The organism is Streptomyces sp. NBC_00691 (genome assembly GCF_036226665.1).
In the GTDB taxonomy this organism is placed as follows: Bacteria; Actinomycetota; Actinomycetes; order Streptomycetales; family Streptomycetaceae; genus Streptomyces.
The window spans coordinates 1723551-1746117 of record NZ_CP109007.1 but is presented as its reverse complement, the minus strand read 5'-3'; the positions used below and the strand labels follow the sequence as shown (position 1 = coordinate 1746117).

Sequence of the window (22567 nt, the reverse complement as noted above, 5' to 3'; positions counted from 1 at the left end):
GACGTACCGCATGGCTGCCAACGCGATCGACCAGACGAGGCGGATGCTCTCGCTCGTCACCTACCTCCGTGAGCGCCCCGGCGCCCACGTCGCCGATGTCGCCCGGGCCTTCGGGATCACCGAGGACGAGCTGATCTCCGACCTGGACGTGCTGCCCATGTGCGGCACCAGCTTCCGCGGCGGCGACCTCCTCGACATCGACACCGACGGCGACCGGATCTGGTGGCACAACCCGGACGACGTCGCCGCGCCGCTGCGGCTCGCCGCCGACGAGGCGACCGCCCTCCTGGTCGCCGCCCGCGCCGTCGCCACCCTTCCCGGCCTCCGGGAGAGCGACCGCGAGGCGCTGCTCCGCGCCACCGCCAAGCTGGAGGCGGCCGCCGGCGAGGCCGCCGGGGCCAGCTCCCGGCTCTCGGTGACCTTCGAGTCCGAGGGCGGCGTCTTCGCCGAGGTCGACCGCGCGATCTCGGAGCGCCGCCGCCTCTGGGTGCGCTACTACTCGCCCGCCCGCGACGAACTCACCGAGCGCGAGGTCGACCCGATCCGGCTCTTCGCCGTCGGCCACACCTACATGGAGGCGTGGTGCCGGCTCTCCGAGGCGCGCCGCACCTTCCGGCTCGACCGCGTGGCCGAGATCCGCATCCTCGACGAGCACGCCGCACCGCCCGAGCTGGAACTGCGCGACCTCTCCGCGGGACTGGTCCAGCCCTCCGCCGACGATCCCGAGGTCGTCGTGGAGGTCGGTCCCGGCGGGCGCTGGGTCGCCGAGTACTACCCGCATGACCGCGCCGAGGAACTGCCCGACGGCGGGCTGCGGATCACCCTGCGGACGCCCGACCCGGCCTCGCTGCGCCGGCTCGCGCTGCGGCTGGGCAGCGACGGCCGGATCGTCGCGCCGCAGGAGCTCGCCGACAACGCCAGAACCGCGGCGGCCGCCGCGCTCGCCGCGTACGACGGCGAGTGACGTTCCCCGCCCGGGGGACGCTGTTACTGACGTGGTGACGTCATCGACGTGGTGTCCGGTCCGCTGACGGACACGGCGCGCCGAGGCGGGTGCGGACCGATGTGCCGCGCGACGCGTGGCGCGTGGGGTGCGGGAGTCAAGAGATGAGGGAAATGTCCGTGATGCACGGTTTTACGGCGGCGGTGGCCCCGGTCCTCTTCAAGGCCGCCTGCCCCGACTGCCGCTCCCGCTTCGAACTCTCGGCGAGCGCGCTGCGCCTCGCCATCGGGGCCAGCCGCCGCACCACCTTCTACTCCTTCACCTGCCCCGAGTGCGGCAGCTCCGTCCGCAAGCCCGCCGGCGAGCGCATCGTCGAACTCCTCACCGGCGGCGGCGTCCGGACCCTGAGACTCCACACGACGGTCTGAGCGCGGGGCGGGACACGCCCGATCCGGGCCCCGAGGCTCCGCGCCCGTGTCCCCGGGTCCCGAGGCTCGGCTCCGGGTCCCGGTCCCCGAGCCCCGGGACTCAGTGCCCGGCCGTGGCCCGGTCGCCGGGTCCGCCGCGCCCAACGTCTAGGCTCGGCACATGTTCTGGCCCATGCTCGCCATCGCCCTCGGCTTCCTCGGCATCGCCGTCCTCGGCGTCCTCGCCATCAGGGTCTTCCTCGAGGTCCAGCGCCTCGGCCGTCAAGTGGCCCACACCACAGAACGGATCAGCCAGGCCGCCGGAGACCTCGAAACGGCCGCCGCCGGCCTGGCCCGAACCGGCGAGTCCCTGCGCTGAGTCCGTGCCGTACGCTGCGTGAAGCGGCCCTGAACCGGGCGCGCGGGACGCAATCGGGAGTATGCAAGGGCATTGCCCTGCGTTTACTCCTGCGGGTTACGATCGCAGACAGCGCGGTGGCCGGACACCTGTCCGACCCGCCGGGCACCGCACTCCATGTCGCCTCGGTGAAGAAGGTAAACAGCTATGGGTAGGCTCGGCCCCACCGAGATCATTCTCATCCTCGTCGTCATCATCCTGCTGTTCGGCGCCAAGAAGCTCCCGGACATGGCGCGCTCGCTCGGCAAGTCGGCCCGCATCCTCAAGAGCGAGGCCAAGGCGATGAAGTCGGACGACCAGCAGAGCGCCCCCGCCGACCCGCCGCAGGCCGCCGCCGGCACCGCCGCCCCGGAGCCCGCCCCGCGCACCATCCAGGCCGCTCCCGGTGACGTGACCAGCGCGCGTCCCGTGACCGAGCCCTCGGACACCACCAAGCGCTGACCCGGTCCGCCGCGGCCGCCGCACCGTGCGGCGGCTGCCGCACGAGATGAGGACGTGGGTTGCCCAAGTCTGCCCGCAAGCAGGAGAAGGATCCCGAGGGCCGGATGCCCCTCGTGGAGCACCTGCGTGAACTCCGCAACCGCATGGCGAAGGGCCTCCTCGCCATCGTCGCGGTGACGATCGTCGCCCTCGTGTACAGCGAGGAGCTGTTGCAGTTCCTGGCGAAGTCGGTGCCCAAGTGCCCCGACGGCGTCACCAGCAGTGGCGGCAACTGCGCCGTGGTCACCTTCAACACGTTGACGGCTCCGTTCAGCACGACGATCCAGGTGTCCCTGACCGTCGGCCTCGTCGTCGCGAGCCCCGTGTGGCTCTACCAGCTGTGGGCCTTCATCGCGCCCGGACTGCACAAGACCGAGAAGCGGTACACGTACGCCTTCGTCGGCGCGGCCGTACCGCTCTTCGCGGCCGGCGCCTACCTCGCGTACCAGATCCTCCCCGTCAGCGTGAAGGTCCTCATCAGCCTCACGCCCGAGGGGGCCCAGAACCTCCTCTCGCTCGGTGACGTCCTCGACTTCACCCTGCGCATGGTGCTCGTGTTCGGCCTCGCCTTCGAGCTGCCGCTGGTCCTGGTGATGCTCAACCTCACCGGCATCCTCACCGGACGCAGGATGGCCGGCTGGTGGCGCGGTGTGATCATGGGCGTCTTCGTCTTCGGCGCCGTCATCACCCCGACCACCGACCCCGTCGGCATGATCGCCCTCGCCGGACCCGTCACCGTCCTGTACTTCGGGGCCGTCGGGTTCTCCCTCCTCAACGACCGGCGACGCGAGCGCGGCAACCCCGACGCCGAGCTCGACGACGACGAGGCCTCGCAGCTGGACCTCACCCCGCAGGCCGTCGGATCCGTCGAGCCGGTCGGCGCCCCCCGCGCCCTGCCCGAGCAGGCCACCGGCGAACACGGCGGTGCCGGCGTACAGCGCGCGAACGGTTACGACGACATCACCTGATCTTGTAGGGTCCCCCCAGACTCCGTCCGGGGGGACCCCATGACCAGCGAGATCACCCTCTTCGTCAACCCCACCGCGGGCCGCGGCCGCGGCGCCCATGCCGCCGGGACCGCCGCCCGCGCCCTGCGGGACGCCGGATTCTCCGTACGTACCGCCCTCGGGCACGACGCCGACGACGCCCTGCGACGCGCCCGTGAAGCGGTCGCGTCGGGCACCGGCGCCCTGGTCGCCGTCGGCGGCGACGGCATGATCTCCCTCGCCCTCCGGGCGGTCGCCGGGACCCTCACCCCGCTCGGCGTCATCCCCGCGGGCACCGGGAACGACTTCGCCCGCGCACTCGGCCTGCCCCTCCGCGACCCGGCCGCCGCGGCGCGCGTCGCCGCTCGGATCCTCGGGACGACGGGCGGCCGGAGCATCGACCTGGGACGAGTCGGGACCGGCACCGGCGGCGCGGGCCCGTCCGGCGCTCCGGCCGAGGACACGGCCGCCGGTCTCCCCGGCGGACCGGTGAACGGCCGCTGGTACGGCACCGTCCTCGCCTCCGGCTTCGACTCCCGCGTCAACGACCGCGGCAACCGCATGCGCATCCCCGCCGGCCGCTTCACGTACGACCTCGCGATCCTCGCCGAACTCGCGGGCCTCCGGCCCGTCCCGTACCGCCTCGTCCTCGACGACGGACAGGTCGTCGAGACCGACGCCACCCTCGTCGCCGTCGGCAACGGCGGCTCGTACGGCGGCGGCATGCGGATCTGCGCCGACGCCCGCCTCGACGACGGACTCCTCGACGTCACCGTCGTCGGCGACTGCGACCGCAGAACGCTGCTCAAGGTCTTCCCCCGCGTCTACAAGGGCACCCATCTCAGCCACCCGAAGGTCACCACGTACCGGGTCCGCTCCCTCACCCTCGAAGCCCCCGACACCACCGGGTACGCCGACGGCGAGCCCCTCGGCAGGCTCCCCCTCACCGTCACCTGTGTCCCCGGCGCCCTGCGCGTCCTCGCCCCGGCGCCCGCCGAGGACCCCGGAGCGGGGCCCTCCACATCCCCTCGATAAAGATCGCGTCACTGTCACAGGGGGCGGGTAGGCTCGAGAACAAGATGACAGAGGACCTCACACCAGCCCAGGCGTACGCGGCCGCCAAAGCCCGCAACGCCGAAGCGGCCACCGCGCTGGCCCCCTTCCGCGAGATGTACGAGTTCGGTCTGGACCCCTTCCAGATCGAGGCATGCCGGGCCCTCGAAGCGGGCAAGGGCGTGCTCGTCGCCGCGCCCACGGGCTCCGGCAAGACCATCGTCGGCGAGTTCGCCGTCCACCTCGCCCTCGAGCAGGGCCGCAAGTGCTTCTACACGACACCGATCAAGGCGCTGTCGAACCAGAAGTACGCCGACCTCGTCAGGCGCTACGGCAACGACAAGGTCGGCCTGCTCACCGGTGACAACAGCGTCAACGGTGATGCGCCGATCGTGGTCATGACCACCGAAGTCCTCCGCAACATGCTGTACGCGGGATCCCAGGCCCTCTCCGGCCTCGGCTACGTGGTCATGGACGAGGTCCACTACCTCTCCGACCGCTTCCGCGGCGCCGTCTGGGAGGAAGTGATCATCCACCTCCCCGAATCGGTCACCCTCGTCTCACTCTCCGCGACCGTGTCCAACGCCGAGGAGTTCGGCGACTGGCTCGACACCGTCCGCGGCGACACCGAGGTCATCGTCTCGGAGAGCCGACCCGTCCCCCTCTGGCAGCACGTCCTCGCCGGACGCCGGATGTACGACCTCTTCGAGGAGGAGACCGACCACGGCGGCCGCGGCGCCTCCCGCCGCGAGGTCAACCCCGACCTCCAGCGCCTCGCCCGCACCGAGAACACGCGCACGTACAACCCGCGCGACCGCCGGCGCGGCAAGATGGTCCGCGAGGCCGACCGAGAGCGCGAGCGCCGCCAGCGCTCCCGCATCTGGACCCCCGGCCGCCCCGAGGTCATCGAGCGCCTCGACGCCGAAGGGCTCCTGCCCGCCATCACCTTCATCTTCAGCCGCGCCGGCTGCGAGGCCGCCGTCCAGCAGTGCCTCTACGCCGGACTCCGGCTCAACGACGACGAAGGACGCCGCCGCGTCCGCGAGATCGTCGAGGAGCGCACCGCGGCCATCCCCACCGAGGACCTCCACGTCCTCGGCTACTACGAATGGCTCGAAGCGCTGGAGCGCGGCATCGCCGCCCACCACGCCGGCATGCTCCCGACCTTCAAGGAGGTCGTCGAGGACCTCTTCGTGAAGGGCCTCGTCAAGGCCGTCTTCGCCACCGAGACGCTCGCCCTGGGCATCAACATGCCCGCGCGCACCGTCATCCTGGAGAAGCTCGTCAAGTGGAACGGCGAGCAGCACGCCGACATCACCCCCGGCGAGTACACCCAGCTCACCGGACGGGCCGGCCGCCGCGGCATCGACGTCGAGGGCCACGCCGTCGTCCTCTGGCAGCGCGGACTCGACCCCGACCACCTCGCCGGACTCGCCGGCACGCGCACGTACCCCCTGCGCTCCAGCTTCAAGCCCTCGTACAACATGGCGGTCAACCTCGTCGAAGGCTTCGGCCGGCACCGCTCCCGCGAGCTCCTCGAAACGTCCTTCGCCCAGTTCCAGGCCGACCGCTCCGTCGTCGGCATCTCCCGGCAGGTACAGAAGAACGAAGAGGGCCTCGAAGGCTACCGCGAGGGCATGACCTGCCACCTCGGTGACTTCGAGGAGTACGCGCGGCTCCGCCGCGACCTCAAGGACCGGGAGACGGAACTGGCCCGCCAGGGCGCCGCCCAGCGCCGCGCCCAGGCCGCCGGCTCCCTGGAGAAGCTCAAGCCCGGCGACATCATCCACGTCCCCACCGGCAAGTTCGCCGGACTCGCCCTCGTCCTCGACCCGGGCATCCCGGCGGGCCGCACCAACGGCCACCGCGGCTTCGAGCACCACGACGGGCCCCGCCCCCTCGTCCTCACCGCCGAGCGTCAGGTCAAGAGGCTCGCCTCCATCGACTTCCCCGTCCCGGTCGAGGCCCTGGAGCGGATGAGGATCCCCAAGTCCTTCAACCCGCGCTCCCCGCAGTCCCGCCGCGACCTCGCCTCCGCCCTGCGGAGCAAGGCAGGACACATCAACCCCGAGCGTCACCACAAGCAGCGTTCCGCCGCCGCCGACGACCGCGAGATCGCCCGGCTGCGCACCGAGATCCGCGCCCACCCCTGCCACGGGTGCGACGAGCGCGAGGACCACGCCCGCTGGGGCGAGCGCTACCACCGTCTCCAGCGCGACACCCAGCAGCTGGAGCGGCGCATCGAAGGCCGCACCAACACCATCGCGCGCACCTTCGACCGGATCGTCGCGCTCCTCACCGAACTCGACTACCTCCGCGGCAACGAGGTCACCGAGAACGGCAAGCGACTCGCCCGGCTCTACGGCGAACTCGACCTGCTGGCCAGCGAATGCCTCCGTGACGGCGTCTGGGAAGGCCTGACCCCGGCCGAACTCGCCGCCTGCGTTTCGGCGTTGGTGTTCGAGGCGCGCCAGTCCGACGACGCCGTCGCGCCCAAGCTGCCCGCGGGCAAGGCCAAGGCGGCCCTCGGCGAGATGGTCAAGACCTGGGGCCGGCTCGACGCCCTCGAAGAGGAATTCAAGATCAACCAGGCGGAAGGGGTCGGCCAGCGCGAACCCGACCTCGGATTCGCCTGGGCCGCCTACCAGTGGGCCTCCGACAAGAGCCTCGACGAAGTGCTCCGCGAGGCCGAGATGCCCGCCGGCGACTTCGTCCGCTGGTGCAAGCAGGTCATCGACGTCCTCGGACAGATCGCCGCGGCGGCGCCCAGGGAGAACAGCACCGTCGCCAAGAACGCGCGCAAGGCCGTGGATTCCCTCCTGCGGGGAGTCGTCGCCTACAGCTCGGTGGGCTGACGGTCCCGCGCTGGGCCGGCGGTCCCGTGTCGGGCCGGCGTCCCGCGCTGGGCCGGCGGTTCCGCGCCCCTCCCGCGCACGACCGAGTGCCCGTGGCGAACACGCCACGGGCACTCGCCGTTTTCACACCGTCCGATGGTCGCACCGGCCCGTCGGCACCACCGTTGTCCACAGGCCGTCGTCCACAGGGGTGGCGCGCACGAGACCCTTCCGATTGCATGGACTCACAAGCAGGAAAGGCCAGTTGGGGAGGGGACCTATATGACCACGCAAGCCGGTCATTCGCACGCGGGGGCGCAGGGCGAGGGGGAGACCCACGCAGGGAATCACGACGAGGGCCAACCGTCACAGACACCGTCAGACCCTCCGGCAGCAGCCCGGACCGCGGTTCCGGTTGTCGTCGACGGACCACGCGGCATGCCACTCCTCGGCAGCCTTCCCGCCTTCGGGAAGAACCCCCTGGCCTTCTTCGAACAGCTCAGGGACCGCGGCGACATCGTCCGCTGGCGCTTCGGCCGCAAGCCCTCCCTCTTCATCGCCCACCCCGACACCGTCGGCGAACTCCTCACCGAGGTCGAGCGCACCTTCGACCAGCCCGACCTCGGCATCGCCTTCCGCACCCTCCTCGGCAACGGCGTCATCGTCTCCAAGGGAGCCGACTGGCGCCGCAAGCGCTCCCTCGTGCAGCCCTCCGTCCGCCCGAAACAGGTCCGCTCCTACGCGGCGACCATGTCCGAATGCGCCGTCGCCCTCGCCGACCGATGGACCGACGGGCAGCACATCGACATCAAGAAGGAGATGGCCGCCCTCACCCAACTCGTCGCCGTCCGCACCATCTTCGGCGTCGACACCGCCGCCGACGCCGAAGTCATCGGGCAGGCGATGGACGTCGCACAGAAAGAGATAGGCGCCGAGTTCAGCGGCATCGGAGCAGTGCTCCCCGACTGGCTGCCGACCCCCGGACGCACCCGCATCAAGCGCGCCACCGCCGTCATCGACGCCGAGGTCTCCCGCGTCGTCTCCCGCCACCGCGACGGCGACACCGAACGCCCCGACCTCCTCAGCCGCCTCCTCGCCGCCCGCGACGAGACCGGCGCGCCCCTCTCCGACCAGGAGATACGCGACGAGACCGTCACCCTCTACATCGGCGGCCACGAGACCACGAGCTCCACCCTCGTCTGGGCCTGGTACCTGCTCTCCCGCAACCCGCGGGTCCGCGACGCCCTCGCCGAGGAACTCGACCGGGTCCTCGCCGGCCACGAACCCGGCTACGACGACTACGCCTCCCTCACCTACACCCAGGCCGTCATCAAGGAGACCCTCCGCCTCTACCCCACCATCTGGCTGATCACCGGCCTCGCGAAGGAGGGCGCCACGCTCGGCGGAGCACCCGTCCCGGCCGGCACCCGCGTCTGGTCCAGCCAGTGGGCCACACACCGCGACCCCCGTTGGTACGGCGACGCGGAAGCCTTCCGCCCCGAGCGCTGGATCGAGCGCGACGGCGAACCCGCCGAGGAGATACCCGAGTACGCCTGGTTTCCCTTCGGCGGCGGCCCCCGTGTCTGCCTCGGCACCCGGTTCGCCCTCGTGGAGGCTGTCCTGATCCTCGCGGTCCTGGCCCGCCGCTACCACCTGGACGTCACCACCGAGGAGATCCTCCCCGTACCGAGCCTCACCCTCCAGCCGGACCGCGACGTCCTGGCGACGGTACGGGCACGGGGCTGACGGGGCCGGCCCGGCCCGGCCAGGGGCACGGGCCGCGACTCACCGACAAAGACGGGCCGTCTGCGTGTCGTCCGTCGCCCCGCCGGGATCCCGGCCGCGCCGCCCCCGCACGCCTCCCCGACGCCGTCGGGGAAGTGCCCCCGGAAGAAGCCCGGGAGCCTTAACTCGAAGGGGGTGCCGAGGGCGTCGCCGACGGCGGAGCCGAGGACGGCGCCCACGGAACGGCCGGTCGTTCGCATCCGGTCAGGCCAGTACCGGCTCGGTCCGCCGCCGCGCTGCCCTGGTCGTCCACACCGCGCGGACCACAAGGAACAGGGGTAGCCCGAGAGGGGAGAGAAGGATCGTCAGGATCAGGAGAGGACCCATCAGCAGCGGCGGCACGGCGAGACGACGGGCCTCCCTGTACATCCACTGACCGAGCAGCAGGTCCCAGGCGATGACCTGGGCCCAGAGGGCACCGGCTCCGTTCGCGAGAGCCACGAGATCGCGGAAGGTGTCGATGTCGGGGGTGCTGACCGCCGTCCACAGTTCCGCTGCGACAGGGGCGGCCAGGACCGCCCAGACCACCAGGATCGGCAGCACCGTCAAGGGCGAGGCCGCGACCCGCTCCGTGATCCGCCATGTCGGCGCGAAGATCATCAGGAGCCACGCCGGCGCGGCGAGCAGGAACGTCAGCTCGAAGAGGAAGCCCGTCATGAGGTGACCTCTTCCTCGCTGGTGGTGGCGGTGGCGGTGGCGGCGGAGTGGGTGGAGCGAGCGAGAGGAGCGGAGGCGAGGGGCGAGGGCGGGGAGGGAGGGGAGGAGGGGGAGGGGGAGGGGGAGGCCCCCCGGAGGGAGAGTGCCGCGGCCGCACCGCCCAGCAGGACGATCGCCCCCGCGCCCGCCAGAGTCGCGCCGTCCGGTGCGAACAGGGCCTGGCCACGCAGGGCCTGCGAGGTCAGCAGGACGAAGGTCGCCGTGTACGCGGCCGCGGCCGTGAGGGTGAGTCGAAGTCGCACTTGTTCGTCCGCCAGACGGGCGAAGCGCGGTGCCAGTGCGGCCAGGACGAGCAGGAGCAGCGGGAGCAACTGCAGGGCGTGCATGCCGAAGAAGTGAGGGATGCGCAGATCCCCGCCGTTGCTCGCCCAGCCGGTCAGCGGCATCGCGGGGCCGCCGTCCGGTACTCCGACGGCGTGAGCGCCGATGATCGGCGATTCGTCGACCGCCAGCTGCTCCGGGGTCGGACGGACCATCAGGAAGCCCAGAGCGGCGCCCGCCAGGGCGATCAGCGAGGACAGGCGGACCGCCCAGGCCATCGCCCGGTCGAGGATCTTGGCGCGCAGGAGGAGCACCGCGATGACGAGCGCGCCCAGCCAGAGCATCAGGATGCTGATGCCCATGATCTGGAAGACGGCGTCGTCGAAGGGGGTGGCGTGGTTGAAGTGGCTTCGCTTGCCGCGGATCACCTGGAGGGTGATGAGCACCATCTCGCCGGTGCTGGTGGCGGCGACCACGGTGCCGGCCCACCAGCCGACCCGTCGGCCGCGGGGCAGCAGCGAGATCATCCAGGCGAGAGAGAGCGTGTACGCGAGGAGCGAGACCGAGAACTTGAACGGCTTGGTCCAGATCGGCACGCCGACCAGGATGCGGTCGTCGACGACGATGCCGACGGCGGAGACCAGTGCGAAGACGCCCATGGAGGCGGCGACCCAGACCAGCGGCTGATGGAACCTCAGGAGTGGGCTCTTGTGCGATGAAGACATACGGATCCCCCCGTGGGAAGGCATGGATAGTGGCACTAGCTACTATCTGATAGCCCCACTATCTATGATGGAAGTGTCGGTCGGCAAGGCCGAAGCAAGACCAGGAAGGTGAACACGCGGTGCGCATCGGAGAGTTGAGTCGCAGAACAGGGGTGTCCATCCCGACGATCAAGTTCTACGTACGGGAAGGGCTGCTGCCCGCCGGGGAGTTGACGAGCCCGAACCAGGCCTCGTACGGGGAGAAGCATGTGCAGCGTCTCCGCCTCATCCGGGCCCTCCTCGATGTGGGCGGACTGTCGGTGGCCGCGATCCGTGAGGTGATCGTCGCGGTCGACGACCCCGAACGGTCGGTGCACAAGCTGCTGGGCGCGGTGGCCTCCGGGCTGGTGCCGCGCTACGACCGCGAGTCGCACGCCGGGATCGAGGACGCGCGGAAGCAGGTCGCGGCGCTGATCGCCGCGCGCGGCTGGCGGGTGGATCCGGGCAACCCGGCCTCGGAGGCGCTCGCCGTGGCCCTCGCGGCGGTCGACGAGGCCGGCCACGGGGGGTTCTCCCAGGTCCTGGAGGTGTACGCGGACGCGGCGGAGCGGGTGGCGCGGGCCGACCTCGATTACGTGGCGGGCAATGTGGCGCGCGAGGCGCTGGTGGAGAGCGTGGTCGTCGGCACGGTCATCGGCGACGCGATCTTCTCGGCGCTGCGGCGGATGGCTCATACGGACACATCGGACCGCCTGTACGGGCACACGACGTAGGCCGGGACTGGCCCCGGGCTCGGCACGTCCGCTGCTCGCGGGCCGGCTTTGCGTGGACCGGGACCGGTGCCGGGCTCGGCACGTCCGCTGCTCGTGGGCCGGCTTTGCGCGGCTCGGGATCGGCGCCGCGCCCAAGGTGTCCGCTGCCCGCGGACCGGCGTCGAGCTGACGAGCGCCCCGCCTCGCCCCGCTCCCCCCGGAACCGGCGCCGTGTGACTACGAGCGCCCCGCGCACGCGAGGCGCCGGGGGACTCGCCCGCGGCGGCAGCCCCGAGCCCGCCGAACCTACGCCGCGCTCAAGAACGGCGTGGGGCCCGGGGGATCGCCCCCGGGCCCCACGCCGTGAGCCGGGGTGTGCCCGGCTCCGTGGCTCAGTTCTCCTGCTCGCGCTCCACCTGGTCGTTCCACTCGCGCTTGATCGCGCGCCAGGCCTCGTCCGACTTGCCCAGGCGCCAGTAGCCCGAGATCGACAGCCGCTCGCGCGGGATCCCGCGGTCCATTCGCAGGTGGCGGCGGAGGTCCTTCACGAAGCCCGCCTCGCCGTGGACGAAGGCGTGCACGTCGCCCGCCGGGAAGTCCAGGGTCTGTACGGCCTCGACGAGCGCCTCGCCCGCCGGACGGTCGCCCCGGTGCAGCCAGGTGACGTGGATGTCGTGCGCCGTCGCGAACTTCTGCTCCTCGTCGGCGTCCGAGATCTCCACGAACGCGTGCACGCGGGCCCCCGCGGGCAGCCGCTCCAGGGCCACCGCGATCGCCGGCAGGGCGCTCTCGTCGCCCGCGAGCAGGTGCCAGTCCGCCGCCGGGTCCGGCGTGTAGCCGCCGCCGGGGCCGAGGAAGCGCATCGTCTCGCCCGCCTGCGCCCGCGCGGCCCAGGGGCCCGCGAGGCCCTCGTCGCCGTGGACCACGAAGTCGATGGTGAGCTCACGGTGGACCGGGTCCCAGGCCCGCACGGTGTACGTGCGGGTCGTCGGCCACTGCTCCCGGGGGAACTCCGCCCGGATCCGGTCCATGTCGAACGGCTCCGGATAGGCGACGCCCGCGGGGGCGAAGAGCAGCTTCACGTAGTGGTCGGTGTACTCGCCGACCTCGAAGGCGTCGAGGCCGGGGCCGCCCAGGACGACCCGCACCATGTGCGGGGTGATGCGCTCGGTGCGCACCACGCGCGCTTCGGTGGCCTTCGGTGCCTTGCGGGGCTGCTCCGCCACTTGGGGCTCTCCTGACTCGACGTGTCTCGACTTGCTCGACGTCACTCGACATGCTGCGTACTTAGGCATGCCTAAGTTAGCACCTCGTGGTGCGGTCGGCCCAGTGCGGCCGGATTTCGTCAGCGTTCCAGGACCGGCAGCAGACGGCCGACGGCCCCGCCGAGGCCCCAACGCTTCGCGAGGGCGTCGAGGGCCGCCGGGTCGCGGGGAGCCTTCGGCAGGGTCGCGTCGAACTCCGGCAGCGGTACGTCTCCGGCGACGCGCACCACCGTCGGGGCGACGTCCAGGTACGCCGCCGCCTCCACGATTCCCCGCCGCTTGGCCGGCGTCAGCTTCGACGTGCGGTCCTCGGCCGCCGCCCGTACGCCCGCCAGGTCCCCGTACTCCGTGATCAGCTGCGCGGCCGTCTTCTCTCCGATGCCCTTCACTCCGGGGAGGCCGTCGCTGGCGTCACCGCGCAGCGCCGCGAAGTCCGCGTACTGGTCGGGGCGCACGCCGTACTTGGTGCGGATCAGCTCCGCGTCCACCAGATCGCAGTCGCCGACGCCCTTGCGCGGGTAGAGCACGCGGACGCCCCGGGCGTCGTCGACCAGCTGGAAGAGGTCCCGGTCGCCCGTGACGATGTCCACCGGCCCCGACGCCCGCCCCGCGAGCGTCCCGATCACGTCGTCCGCCTCGTAGCCCGCCGCCCCGATCCTGGCGATGCCGAGCGCCGCCAGGACGTCCTCGATGACCGGCACCTGCGGGGAGAGGGTGTCGGGGATCTCCTCCTCGTCCGGGCCGGTCTCCGTCTCCACGGCCACCCGGTGCGCCTTGTACGAGGGGATCAGGTCGACCCGCCACTGCGGCCGCCAGTCGTTGTCCCAGCAGGCCACGAGGTCGTCCGGGTGGTGGTCCTGGACGAGCCGGGAGATGAAGTCGAGCAGGCCGCGCACGGCGTTCACCGGCGAGCCGTCGGGTGCCCGGACGGAGTCCGGCACGCCGAAGTAGGCACGGAAGTAGAGGCTGGCGGTGTCGAGGAGCATCAAGCGTCGAGTCACCTGCGTGATTTTAGGGCTCGGGGCGCCACCGGGGCCGGGGGACGCGTGCGCGGGGCGTTCGAGGGCGGGACCCGCGCGCCGAGCCCCCGGGACCCGCGCGCCGAGCCCCCCCCCGGGGCCCGCACGCCGCAGCGCCCCGGCGCCCGCCGACGCCGAGCCGCCCCGCGACTCCTGCGCGCGCCGAGCCCCCCGGGACCCGCGCGCCGGGAACCCAAGGACCCGCGCGCCGGAACCCAAGGACCCGCGCGCCGGGAACCCTGGGACGCGGACGCCGACGCGCTGCGGCCGGTTCCCGGGTCCCGTACGTGACCCCCGTCACCTTTGCGTTTGCACCCTGTGAAGCAGGGCAGGCGCCAGCCCGGAGCGAACCCGGTACGGGATTCAACGAATGGATCCCGTACGCGACGGGCGGCGGGCCGATCCCGCCCGCTCCACGGCCCGACCACGCGGGGGTGGCGAGGGCCGTTTTCGTCGCTACTCGTGAGGTTTATGTGTCCAGGCTCCAGGCAGACCACCTGTTCAAGGTGTTCGGCAGACGACCCGACGAGGCGGTCCGCAGGCTCGCCGCCGGCGACACCGATCGCGAGGAGCTGCGCGCCGAGGGGACGACAGCAGCCGTCGTGGACGCCGGTTTCACCGTGGAGCCCGGCCAGATATTCGTCGTGATGGGGCTTTCCGGTTCCGGGAAGTCGACCCTGCTCCGCATGCTCAACGGCCTGCTCGAGCCCACGGCCGGACGGGTCCTCTTCGACGGACGTGACCTCACCGCGCTGTCCCCCCGCGATCTGCGCACGGTCCGCTCGACCAAGATCAGCATGGTCTTCCAGCACTTCGCGCTGTTCCCGCACCGAAACGTTCTGGAGAACGCCGCCTACGGCCTGGAGGTCCAGGGCGTCCCGCGCGCCGAGCGTGAGACCCGGGCCACCGAGGCCCTGGAGCTGTGCGGCCTCGCCGGCTGGGAGAAGTCCTGGCCCGACGAGCTCTCCGGCGGCATGCAGCAGCGCGTCGGCCTGGCCCGCGCGCTCGCGACCGACGCCGACCTGCTCCTCATGGACGAGTCCTTCAGCGCGCTCGACCCGCTGATCCGCCGTGACATGCAGGACCAGCTCCTCGTCCTCCAGCAGCGGCTGAAGAAGACCATCGTCTTCATCACCCACGACCTCAACGAGGCCATGCGTCTCGGCGACCGGATCGCCGTCATGCGTGACGGCAGGATCGTGCAGCTCGGCACCGCCGAGGACATCCTGGTCCGCCCCGCCGACGACTACGTCGCCTCGTTCATCCAGGACGTCGACCGCTCCCGGGTGCTCACCGCCTCCGCCGTCATGACGGGCGGCGCCACTCCGGCGGACTGTCCCGCCGGCTGCGACTGCGAGGCCGTCGGGCCCGACACGCTCGTCGCCGACCTGTGCGCCGTCGCCGCCCGCGCCCCGCACCCCGTGACCGTCCAGGACTCCGACGGCGCCGTCCTCGGCGTCGTACCGACGGAGCGCCTGCTCGCCGTCATGGGCGGACTCGGTGCCAAGGACGCCGGTGACCCGGCCGACGCGGGGACCGGTGGCAGGGCCGCGCCCCCCGGCGGCGGCAAAGCCGCCGCCCGGGGCAAGGCCGGTGCCGAGTCCGGTGCCAAGGCCGCCACCGGGGCCGGCATCCCCGCCCAGTCGGAGAAGGAGCTGACCGCCCGTGCCTAGGCTTCCTCTCGGCGACTGGGTCGACAGCTCCGTCGACTGGCTCCAGTCCCAGTTCTCCTGGCTCTTCGACGCCGTCAGCACCGGTGTCACCGGCCTCTACGACGGCATCGACGCCGTCCTGTCCGCGCCGCACCCGCTGCTGTTCGCCGGCATCCTCGCCGTCGTCGCCTGGTGGCTGCGCGGCCTCGCCGCCGGTGTGCTCGCCTTCGCCGGGTTCGCGCTCGTCGACTCGGTCCAGCTGTGGGACGAGGCGATGGCGACCCTGTCGCTGGTGCTCGTCGCCACCCTGGTGACCCTGGTGATCGCCGTACCGCTCGGCATCTGGGCGGCCCGCTCGAAGACCGTCAGCGCCGTGCTCCGGCCGGTCCTCGACTTCATGCAGACCATGCCGGCGATGGTCTACCTGATCCCCGGCATCATCTTCTTCGGCGTCGGTGTCGTCCCCGGCATCATCGCCACCATCGTCTTCGCGCTGCCCCCGGGCGTCCGCATGACCGAGCTGGGCATCCGGCAGGTCGACGGCGAACTCGTCGAGGCCGCCGAGGCGTTCGGCACCACCCCGCGCAACACGCTGCTGCGGGTGCAGCTCCCGCTGGCCCTGCCGACGATCATGGCCGGTGTCAACCAGGTCATCATGCTCGGCCTGTCCATGGTCGTCATCGCCGGCATGGTCGGCGGCGGCGGGCTCGGCGGCGCGGTCTACCGCGCCATCGGCAACGTCGACATCGGTCTCGGCTTCGAGGCCGGCGTCTCCATCGTCGTCCTCGCCATGTACCTCGACCGGATGACCGGCGCCCTCGGCCGGCAGGTCTCCCCGCTCGGCCGCCGCGCCGCCGCCAAGGCCCGCGCCGCGCTGAGCGCCAGGCGTCCCGGGGCGAAGCTCTGGGCCCACCGTCCGCAGCCCGTCACCGCTCTCGTCGGTGTCGTCGTGCTCGCCCTCGTCGCGGGCGGTACGGGCCTCTTCGGCGGCTCCACCACCGCCTCGGGCTCCCAGGCCGGCGGCAACGGCAAGAAGGTCAGCATCGGCTACATCCCCTGGGACGAGGGCATCGCCTCCACGTACCTGTGGAAGGAGCTCCTGGAGCGCCGGGGGTACGAGGTCGACACCAAGCAGCTGGAGGCCGGTGCGCTGTACACCGGTCTGGCCGGCGGCCAGCTCGACTTCCAGACCGACTCCTGGCTGCCCGTCACCCACGCCCAGTACTGGGAGAAGTACAAGAACAAGCTGGAGGACCTCGGTTCCTGGTACGGCCCGACCTCCCTGGAGCTCTCCGTGCCCTCGTACGTGAAGGGCGTCGACTCGCTCGCCGACCTCAAGGGCAAGGCCGGTCAGTTCAAGGGCCGGATCGTCGGCATCGAGCCGAGCGCCGGAATGATGGGCATCCTGAAGGACAAGGTCCTCAAGGAGTACGGCCTGGAGGGCGAGTACGAGGTCGTCGACGGCTCCACGCCCGGCATGCTCGCCGAGCTGAAGCGCGCCTACGAGCGCAAGGAACCGGTCGTCGCGACCCTCTGGTCGCCGCACTGGGCATACTCCGCGCACGACCTGAAGAAGCTCGCCGACCCGAAGGGGTCGTGGGGCAAGGGCGACGGGATCCACACCCTGGCCCGTAAGGGCTTCGCCGCGGAGAACCCCGAGGTCGGCGCCTGGCTGAAGAACTTCGAGCTGACCGAGAAGCAGCTCACGGATCTCGAAGCCGTCATCCAGGAGACCGGCAAGGGCAAGGAGCAGGAGGCCGTCCGCACCTGGCTGGACGGCAACCCGGGCCTCGCGGAGAAGCTCGCGCCGCAGTAGCGGCCGTGGTAGCCCGGAGGTCGCCTCCGGGCTGAAGGCAGCGACCGGTGAACGGTTCCTGTCCGAAAAGGGGTGGTCGCCGACCGTGTTCGGCGGCCACCCCTTTTCGTCACGACGCGAAACCCCGCCCCAAAGCTGCGTAAGGTTCAGGTAACCGCCCGGTACGGGTACGCGCGAGGCACGAGGGAGGGAGCCGACATGGACGAGAAGGAATCACCCCGCGTGGGCGCGGCCGTCAAGAGGCGACGCAGAGCGCTCCAGCTCACCCTGGCCGTCGTCTCCTCGCGCAGCGGTCTGTCCGTGCCCTTCCTCAGCCAGGTCGAGAACGACCGCGCGCGTCCCAGCCACCGCTCCCTCGAACTGGTCGCCGACGCCCTGGAGACCACCGCGGCCGACCTCCTGGCGGCCGCCGAGGCCTCCCGTACGGTCGACGTCGTACGGGCGGACGAGGCCTCCCCGGCCCTGCCCCCGGGTGTCCGGGCGATCGTCCGCGGCCGCCACCAGCTGCACGCCCTGGAGTTCACCGGCGAGCAGGACGCGGGCCGCGAGTTCCAGCACCGGAACGACGAGCTGCTGTACGTGGCCGACGGCGCCGCCGAGGTCGAGGCCGAGGGCCGCGCGTACCGGCTGGGCCGCGGCGACACGCTCTACCTCTCCGGCGGGGTGCGCCACCGCTGGCGTGCCACCGAGGCGGGCACCCGGCTGCTCGTCGTCGCGGTCGCCGAGCACGTCGAGGCCGAGGAGGAATGAGCGCGGGGCGGGGCACGGTCAGGAGGATCGTCTCCCTCGTGCCGTCCCTGACGGAGGCCGTCGCCGTCACCGCGCCCGGTCTGCTCGTCGGGGCCACGGACTGGTGCTCCCACCCGGCCGGCCTCGATGTCGCACGGATCGGCGGCACCAAGAACCCCGACGTCCCCGCGATCACCGCGCTCCGCCCCGACCTCGTCCTCGCCAACGAGGAGGAGAACCGCGCCGCCGACCTCGCCGGGCTGCGGGCCGCCGGGCTGGACGTCCTCGTCACCGAGATCCGCACCCTCGACCAGGGGCTGCGCGAGCTGGAGCGGGTCCTCGCCGCGTGCGGCGCGCCCCGGCGGCCCCGCTGGCTCGACGAGGCCGAGGCGGCGTGGGAGGCGGTCGCCCCGGAAGCGGAGCGCACGGCCGTCGTGCCGATCTGGCGGCGTCCGTGGATGATCCTGGGCCGTGACACCTTCGCCGGTGATCTGCTGGCCCGCCTCGGGGTGCGCAACCTGTACGCCGAGCACCCGGAGCGCTATCCGCGGCTGCCGCTCGACGAGCTCCGCGCCGCGGCGCCCGACCTCGTCGTGCTGCCCGACGAGCCGTACCGCTTCACGCGCTACGACGGCCCCGAGGCGTTCCCCGGGACCGCCGCCGCGCTCGTCGACGGGCGTCACCTCACCTGGTACGGGCCGTCTCTCGTCGAGGCGCCGAGGCTGCTGGCGCGGGCCCTGCGAGCAGCGCACCGCTGAACAGGCCTCGCAGGGTGTGGGACCCGGCCACCAGCCAGGCCGCGAGGAGCATCGCGTACAGGCCGATCGCGAGCCACCGGAAGGCGGCGAGACCGGTGTGCTGGGCGATTCCCTCGGCGCCGGTGACGCAGGTCCCGACGGGGAACGTGAACGCCCAGAACGTCATCGCGAAGCCCATGCCCTGCCGGCGCGCCCGCAGGACCATCGCCCCGGCGAGGGCCAGCCACAGCAGGGCGAAACCCATGACGGGCACGCCGTAGAGGACGGCGAAGGAGGCGAAGCCGTGGGCGTACGGGGCGGGGAGCACGCTCGGGGCGACGTCGGCGAAGTTGTTCGCGGTGGTCGTCGACTGGCCGAGGGGGCCGAGGACGAGGAAGAGGGTGGGGGTGAGGGCGAGGGGCAGCGGGCCGCCGGTGACGAGCCGGCCGAAGACCAGCGGCAGCATGACCAGGGTCGCGAGGAGGCTGACGCCGAACATCGCCCAGCAGGCGAGGAGCAGGGTCTCCTGGGCCTGTCCGGCGGGCAGATGGGGCACGAGCAGCGGGCCGAGGGCGGCGGAGACCATGGGGGCGACGACCGGCAGGAGCCACACCGGTGAGGCGTTCTCGATCTTGTGGTGCACGACCATGAGGTACGGGACGCCGACGGCGGCCGCGAGGCCGACGACCGTGCCGGTGGTGAACAGGACGGTGTCGAGGGCGATCGCGGCGGGGAGTCCGATCCAGTCCCGGCCGACGATCATGGCGCCGCCGCCGACCGCGAGCAGCGCCATCGAGAGGCAGCCGTAGAAGGGCGCCATGGCGGGGTCCAGGAGGTGGGCGCGGGCCTGGTCGCGGTGGTGGATCCAGTGCGCGGTGCGGGCGGCGACCAGGACGAGCAGCATCGCGAGGGACAGCGCCCAGACCGCGGCGCAGGCGGTCCGGAGGCCGGGGAGGTCGAGCGGGAGCCCGGCGCCGGCGTTGGCCACGATGGCGGTACCCATCACGGAGGCGTACCAGTTGGGTCCGAGGTGACGGACGTGACGGGCCGGGGAGCCGGCCGGCCGGGCGCCGGGGGTGGTGGCGCGGACGGCCGGAAGGGGAGGTGCGAGGCTTGCCATGGCTCCACCGTCGCCCGATTCCCCTGCCCCCACCAGGGATCTTGCGGCTATGACGTCATAAGCTGGCTTTATGAGCAGCAACGGGGAGCATCGCGGGGAGCGCCACGAGGAGCGGCACGCGGGTGGGCGCCGGACGGAGGAGTACGGCTCCGGCGTCAGGGCTCAGCTCCATCACCGGGTCCCTGATCTCGGCGCGCTCGAACTGCTCCTCGCCGTCGCCCGGCACGGCAGCCTGGGCGCCGCAGCGCGCGAGGTCGGCATCACCCAGCCCGCCGCCAGCAGCCGGATCCGCTCGATGGAGCGGCAGCTCGGCGTGGCCCTGGTGGACCGCTCGCCGCGCGGCTCGCGGCTCACCGACGCGGGTGCGCTCGTCACCGACTGGGCGCGGCGGATCGTCGAGGCGGCCGAGGCCTTCGACGCGGGTGCCCAGGCGCTGCGCGGGCGGCGGGACTCCCGGCTGCGGGTGGCCGCGTCGATGACGATCGCCGAGTACCTGCTGCCGGGCTGGCTGATCGCGCTGCGCGCCGAACGGCCCGACACGGCGGTGTCGCTGCAGGCCGGGAACTCGGCGGTCGTCGCGGAACGGCTCCTCGCGAACGAGGCGGACGTGGGTTTCGTGGAGGGGCTCGCGGTGCCGGACGGCCTCGACGGGGTGGTCGTCGCGCACGACCGGCTCGTGATCGTCGCGGCGCCCTCGCACCCGTGGGCCCGCCGCCGCGGCCCGCTGGACCCGGCGGAACTGGCGGCGACCCCGCTGGTCCTGCGGGAACGGGGCTCGGGCACCCGGCAGGTCCTGGACGCGGCGCTCTCGGACCACGGCGGTCTCGCGCGGCCGCTCCTCGAACTCGCCTCGACGACGGCGGTGAAGGCCGCCGCGGTCAGCGGGGCCGGGCCGGCGGTCCTCAGCGAACTCGCGGTCGCCGAGGAACTGGCCTCGCGGCGGCTGGTGGCGATCCCGGTCGAGGGGGCCGAGCTGCGCCGCGACCTCCGCGCGGTCTGGCCCACCGGCCACCGCCCGACGGGCCCGGCCCGCGATCTCCTCTCTTTGACCCGCGTCCGCCCTACGGGCTGATCCGCGTCCGCCCGTCGGGCCGACCCGCGTCCGTCCGTGGGGCTGACCGGCAGGGCGGTGCGACGGCGCGATCGGCGGCCTCGGCTCCGGGGGCGGCCGGTCAGACCCGCGGCAGGCCGACCGGCACGGCCGTCAGACCCCCTCTGCCCGGTGGGTGACCCGGCCGTCCAGGACCGTGAGCAGGACCGGGAGGTCGGGCAGGTCCGTCGCCACCGTCGTCAGCGGGTTGTCGCCGAAGACGGTCAGGTCGGCGCGGAAGCCCGGCGCGAGACGGCCCGCCTCGTGCTCCTCGCCCGCCGCGTACGCCGCCGCCGTCGTCATGCCCCGCAGCGCCTCCAGCGCGGTCAGTGCCTGTTCGGGGCCGTGCGGTGCCTGGCCGAGGTCGCGGCTCGGGCGACGGTGCCGCGCGCCGGCCATGACGCCGAGCGGCGGGAACGGCGCGATCGGCCAGTCGGACCCGAGGACCACCGTGGCCCCGGAGTCCGCCAGGTCCCGGCAGCGCCACGCGCGCGAGGCGCGCTCCTCGCCCAGGCGGCGCGACCAGTTGTCGGTGTGGTCGGCCCGGGTGAAGTCGCAGCAGTGCGTGGGCTGCATGGAGGCGAGCACGCCCAGCTCCGCGAAGCGGCGCAGGGTGTCGTCGGGGACCGTCTCGATGTGCTCGACCCGGTGCCGCACCTGATGACCGCCGCCCGCGCGCGCCTTCTCGACGGCGTCGAGCACGTGCCGCACGGCCGCGTCGCCGATCGCGTGGGTCGCGGTGGCGATCCCGGCGCGGTGCAGCTCCCCGACGACGCGGGTGTAGGCGTCCGGGTCCGGCCAGAACGCGTGGGTGGACTCGCCGTGGCAGTCGGGCCGCTCCAGCCACGCGGTGCCGTTGTCGATGGTCCCGTCCATGAAGAGCTTCACGCCCGCGACCTGCCACAGCGCCCCGCCCGTGCCCTGTCGCGCGATGAGGTCCCGTACGCCCCCGGCGTCCGTGCCGGGCTGGCACCAGGGCGCCACCCGGAGCCGCAGCGCCAGTTCACCGGCCGTGTCGAGCGCCTCGTACAGCGCGAGGCTCTCGCCGTTGGCGTCCATGGCGTGACCGCCGGTCAGCCCGGCCGCCGCCATGGAACGCAGCGCCGCGCCCAGCCGCTCGCGACTCTCCTCGGCCGTCGGACGAGGGGCGACCCGCTCGATCAGCTCGCAGGCGGCGTCCTCCTGGAGCAGACCGGTCGGACGCTCGTCGGCGTCGCAGACGATCTCGGCGGAGGCCTGGTCGAAGGTGCGGGGCCCGTCGACCCCGGCGAGTTCGAGCGCCCGCCGGCTGGCCAGCGCCGAGTGGGCGTCGAAGAGCAGCAGGAACGCCGGGATCCCGTCGAGGACCCGGTCGAAGGGGGCGATCCCGACGGGGCCGTCGCCGAAGACGTTCGGGTCGAGGCCCCAGCCGAAGAGCCAGTCGCCCCGGCCGAGGGTCCGGGCCTCGCGGGCGAGAGCCTCGCGCACGTCGTCGAGGTCGGCGCAGTACGACAGGTCGAGGCCGTGGGTCAGTTCGGCGCCGGACACCGGGTGCAGGTGTCCGTCGACCAGACCCGGGGTGACGACGGCGCCCTTCAGGTCCACGACGGTGGTGGCGGGTCCCGCGAGCGCGCGGACGTCGCGGTCGTCGCCCAGGGCGGCGATCCGGCCGTCGTCGGAGACGGCGAGCGCCGTCTCGGGCAGGAACGCCCCCGTGCCGGGGTCGAGCAGTCGGGCGGAGAGCAGGACGAGTCGGGTGCGCACGGGTGGCTCCAGGGCTCCAGGAAGGGGGACGGGTACGGAGGACCCGCGAGGGGCCT

The 22567-nt window shown here is 72.7% G+C and carries 20 protein-coding genes; 14 read left to right on the top strand and 6 right to left on the bottom strand.

All coding sequences use genetic code 11. The features are described from left to right. Positions 1–10 precede the first annotated feature (10 nt). The 8 genes from OG392_RS07770 to OG392_RS07735 all read left to right on the top strand — a co-directional run bounded on the left by OG392_RS07770 (position 11) and on the right by OG392_RS07735 (position 8867). The gene (locus tag OG392_RS07770) at positions 11–964 is read left to right on the top strand and encodes a helix-turn-helix transcriptional regulator (protein ID WP_329276960.1); all 954 of its coding nucleotides are present in this window, start codon (positions 11–13) and stop codon (positions 962–964) included. Positions 965–1107: 143 nt separating this feature from the next. After that, on the top strand, positions 1108–1371 hold the full coding sequence (locus OG392_RS07765; RefSeq protein ID WP_329276958.1) for a hypothetical protein: 264 nt from the start codon (positions 1108–1110) through the stop codon (positions 1369–1371). Between the two features lie 160 nt (positions 1372–1531). Next, a complete protein-coding gene (locus OG392_RS07760; protein ID WP_329276956.1) occupies positions 1532–1729 on the top strand; it encodes a hypothetical protein in 198 nt (65 codons plus the stop codon). A 186-nt stretch (positions 1730–1915) separates the two neighbouring features. After that, positions 1916–2209, top strand: coding sequence for a Sec-independent protein translocase subunit TatA (gene tatA, locus OG392_RS07755; protein ID WP_329276954.1), 294 nt, complete (start codon positions 1916–1918; stop codon positions 2207–2209). A 104-nt stretch (positions 2210–2313) separates the two neighbouring features. Next, on the top strand, positions 2314–3216 hold the full coding sequence (gene tatC, locus OG392_RS07750) for a twin-arginine translocase subunit TatC (protein ID WP_329287120.1): 903 nt from the start codon (positions 2314–2316) through the stop codon (positions 3214–3216). A gap of 39 nt (positions 3217–3255) precedes the next feature. Continuing rightward, the gene (locus tag OG392_RS07745) at positions 3256–4269 is read left to right on the top strand and encodes a diacylglycerol kinase (protein WP_329276952.1); all 1014 of its coding nucleotides are present in this window, start codon (positions 3256–3258) and stop codon (positions 4267–4269) included. A gap of 44 nt (positions 4270–4313) precedes the next feature. Next, on the top strand, positions 4314–7142 hold the full coding sequence (locus tag OG392_RS07740) for a DEAD/DEAH box helicase (protein WP_329276950.1): 2829 nt from the start codon (positions 4314–4316) through the stop codon (positions 7140–7142). Between the two features lie 417 nt (positions 7143–7559). After that, the gene (locus OG392_RS07735) at positions 7560–8867 is read left to right on the top strand and encodes a cytochrome P450 (protein WP_329276947.1); all 1308 of its coding nucleotides are present in this window, start codon (positions 7560–7562) and stop codon (positions 8865–8867) included. 243 nt (positions 8868–9110) lie between these two features. On the opposite strand, the gene OG392_RS07725 is transcribed toward OG392_RS07735, so the two are convergent. Together OG392_RS07725 and OG392_RS07720 are read right to left on the bottom strand one after the other, a co-directional pair. Continuing rightward, complete coding sequence (locus OG392_RS07725) at positions 9111–9563, bottom strand: ABA4-like family protein (RefSeq protein WP_329276945.1); 453 nt, start codon at positions 9561–9563, stop codon at positions 9111–9113. Beyond that, positions 9560–10609, bottom strand: a complete 1050-nt coding sequence (locus OG392_RS07720; protein WP_329276942.1) for a hypothetical protein — start codon at positions 10607–10609, stop codon at positions 9560–9562. The genes OG392_RS07725 and OG392_RS07720 overlap by 4 nt, the downstream gene beginning before the upstream one ends. A gap of 119 nt (positions 10610–10728) precedes the next feature. On the opposite strand from OG392_RS07720, the gene OG392_RS07715 reads away from it, so the two are divergent. After that, positions 10729–11361 carry a MerR family transcriptional regulator gene (locus tag OG392_RS07715; RefSeq protein ID WP_329276940.1) on the top strand — a complete coding sequence of 211 codons (633 nt, stop codon included), beginning with the start codon at positions 10729–10731 and terminating at the stop codon, positions 11359–11361. 371 nt (positions 11362–11732) lie between these two features. Here OG392_RS07715 and OG392_RS07710 read toward each other — a convergent pair whose 3' ends face one another. Further along, complete coding sequence (locus tag OG392_RS07710; RefSeq protein ID WP_329276938.1) at positions 11733–12566, bottom strand: siderophore-interacting protein; 834 nt, start codon at positions 12564–12566, stop codon at positions 11733–11735. Between the two features lie 119 nt (positions 12567–12685). Further along, complete coding sequence (locus OG392_RS07705; RefSeq protein WP_329287119.1) at positions 12686–13591, bottom strand: 5'-3' exonuclease; 906 nt, start codon at positions 13589–13591, stop codon at positions 12686–12688. A gap of 506 nt (positions 13592–14097) precedes the next feature. On the opposite strand from OG392_RS07705, the gene OG392_RS07700 reads away from it, so the two are divergent. The 4 genes from OG392_RS07700 (at position 14098) to OG392_RS07685 (ending at position 18579) form a co-directional block, all read left to right on the top strand. Continuing rightward, a complete protein-coding gene (locus OG392_RS07700) occupies positions 14098–15297 on the top strand; it encodes a quaternary amine ABC transporter ATP-binding protein (RefSeq protein ID WP_329276936.1) in 1200 nt (399 codons plus the stop codon). Further along, positions 15290–17092 carry an ABC transporter permease/substrate binding protein gene (locus OG392_RS07695; RefSeq protein ID WP_329276934.1) on the top strand — a complete coding sequence of 601 codons (1803 nt, stop codon included), beginning with the start codon at positions 15290–15292 and terminating at the stop codon, positions 17090–17092. Before OG392_RS07700 ends, OG392_RS07695 begins: the two co-directional genes overlap by 8 nt. A gap of 198 nt (positions 17093–17290) precedes the next feature. Then, on the top strand, positions 17291–17842 hold the full coding sequence (locus OG392_RS07690) for a helix-turn-helix domain-containing protein (RefSeq protein WP_329276932.1): 552 nt from the start codon (positions 17291–17293) through the stop codon (positions 17840–17842). Continuing rightward, on the top strand, positions 17839–18579 hold the full coding sequence (locus tag OG392_RS07685; protein ID WP_329276931.1) for a helical backbone metal receptor: 741 nt from the start codon (positions 17839–17841) through the stop codon (positions 18577–18579). The genes OG392_RS07690 and OG392_RS07685 overlap by 4 nt, the downstream gene beginning before the upstream one ends. Here the strand turns inward: OG392_RS07685 and OG392_RS07680 are convergent. Continuing rightward, complete coding sequence (locus OG392_RS07680; protein WP_329276930.1) at positions 18506–19678, bottom strand: TDT family transporter; 1173 nt, start codon at positions 19676–19678, stop codon at positions 18506–18508. The two genes, OG392_RS07685 and OG392_RS07680, sit on opposite strands and share 74 nt — an antisense overlap. 70 nt (positions 19679–19748) lie before the next feature. Between OG392_RS07680 and OG392_RS07675 the strand changes: the two genes are divergently transcribed. Beyond that, positions 19749–20750: a LysR family transcriptional regulator gene (locus tag OG392_RS07675; protein WP_329276929.1), complete on the top strand. Its 1002-nt coding sequence runs from the start codon at positions 19749–19751 to the stop codon at positions 20748–20750. 132 nt (positions 20751–20882) lie between these two features. Here the strand turns inward: OG392_RS07675 and OG392_RS07670 are convergent, their stop codons facing one another. Continuing rightward, on the bottom strand, positions 20883–22511 hold the full coding sequence (locus OG392_RS07670) for an amidohydrolase (protein ID WP_329276927.1): 1629 nt from the start codon (positions 22509–22511) through the stop codon (positions 20883–20885). Positions 22512–22567: the final 56 nt, after the last annotated feature.

Coding starts and splice junctions, on each gene's coding strand:
- OG392_RS07770 (WP_329276960.1), top strand. CDS start 11: ATGGCTGCCAACGCGATCGACCAGACGAGGCGGATGCTCTCGCTCGTC.
- OG392_RS07765 (WP_329276958.1), top strand. CDS start 1,108: ATGAGGGAAATGTCCGTGATGCACGGTTTTACGGCGGCGGTGGCCCCG.
- OG392_RS07760 (WP_329276956.1), top strand. CDS start 1,532: ATGTTCTGGCCCATGCTCGCCATCGCCCTCGGCTTCCTCGGCATCGCC.
- tatA (WP_329276954.1), top strand. CDS start 1,916: ATGGGTAGGCTCGGCCCCACCGAGATCATTCTCATCCTCGTCGTCATC.
- tatC (WP_329287120.1), top strand. CDS start 2,314: ATGCCCCTCGTGGAGCACCTGCGTGAACTCCGCAACCGCATGGCGAAG.
- OG392_RS07745 (WP_329276952.1), top strand. CDS start 3,256: ATGACCAGCGAGATCACCCTCTTCGTCAACCCCACCGCGGGCCGCGGC.
- OG392_RS07740 (WP_329276950.1), top strand. CDS start 4,314: ATGACAGAGGACCTCACACCAGCCCAGGCGTACGCGGCCGCCAAAGCC.
- OG392_RS07735 (WP_329276947.1), top strand. CDS start 7,560: ATGCCACTCCTCGGCAGCCTTCCCGCCTTCGGGAAGAACCCCCTGGCC.
- OG392_RS07725 (WP_329276945.1), bottom strand. CDS start 9,563: ATGACGGGCTTCCTCTTCGAGCTGACGTTCCTGCTCGCCGCGCCGGCG.
- OG392_RS07720 (WP_329276942.1), bottom strand. CDS start 10,609: ATGTCTTCATCGCACAAGAGCCCACTCCTGAGGTTCCATCAGCCGCTG.
- OG392_RS07705 (WP_329287119.1), bottom strand. CDS start 13,591: ATGCTCCTCGACACCGCCAGCCTCTACTTCCGTGCCTACTTCGGCGTG.
- OG392_RS07690 (WP_329276932.1), top strand. CDS start 17,291: ATGGACGAGAAGGAATCACCCCGCGTGGGCGCGGCCGTCAAGAGGCGA.
- OG392_RS07685 (WP_329276931.1), top strand. CDS start 17,839: ATGAGCGCGGGGCGGGGCACGGTCAGGAGGATCGTCTCCCTCGTGCCG.
- OG392_RS07680 (WP_329276930.1), bottom strand. CDS start 19,678: ATGGCAAGCCTCGCACCTCCCCTTCCGGCCGTCCGCGCCACCACCCCC.
- OG392_RS07675 (WP_329276929.1), top strand. CDS start 19,749: ATGAGCAGCAACGGGGAGCATCGCGGGGAGCGCCACGAGGAGCGGCAC.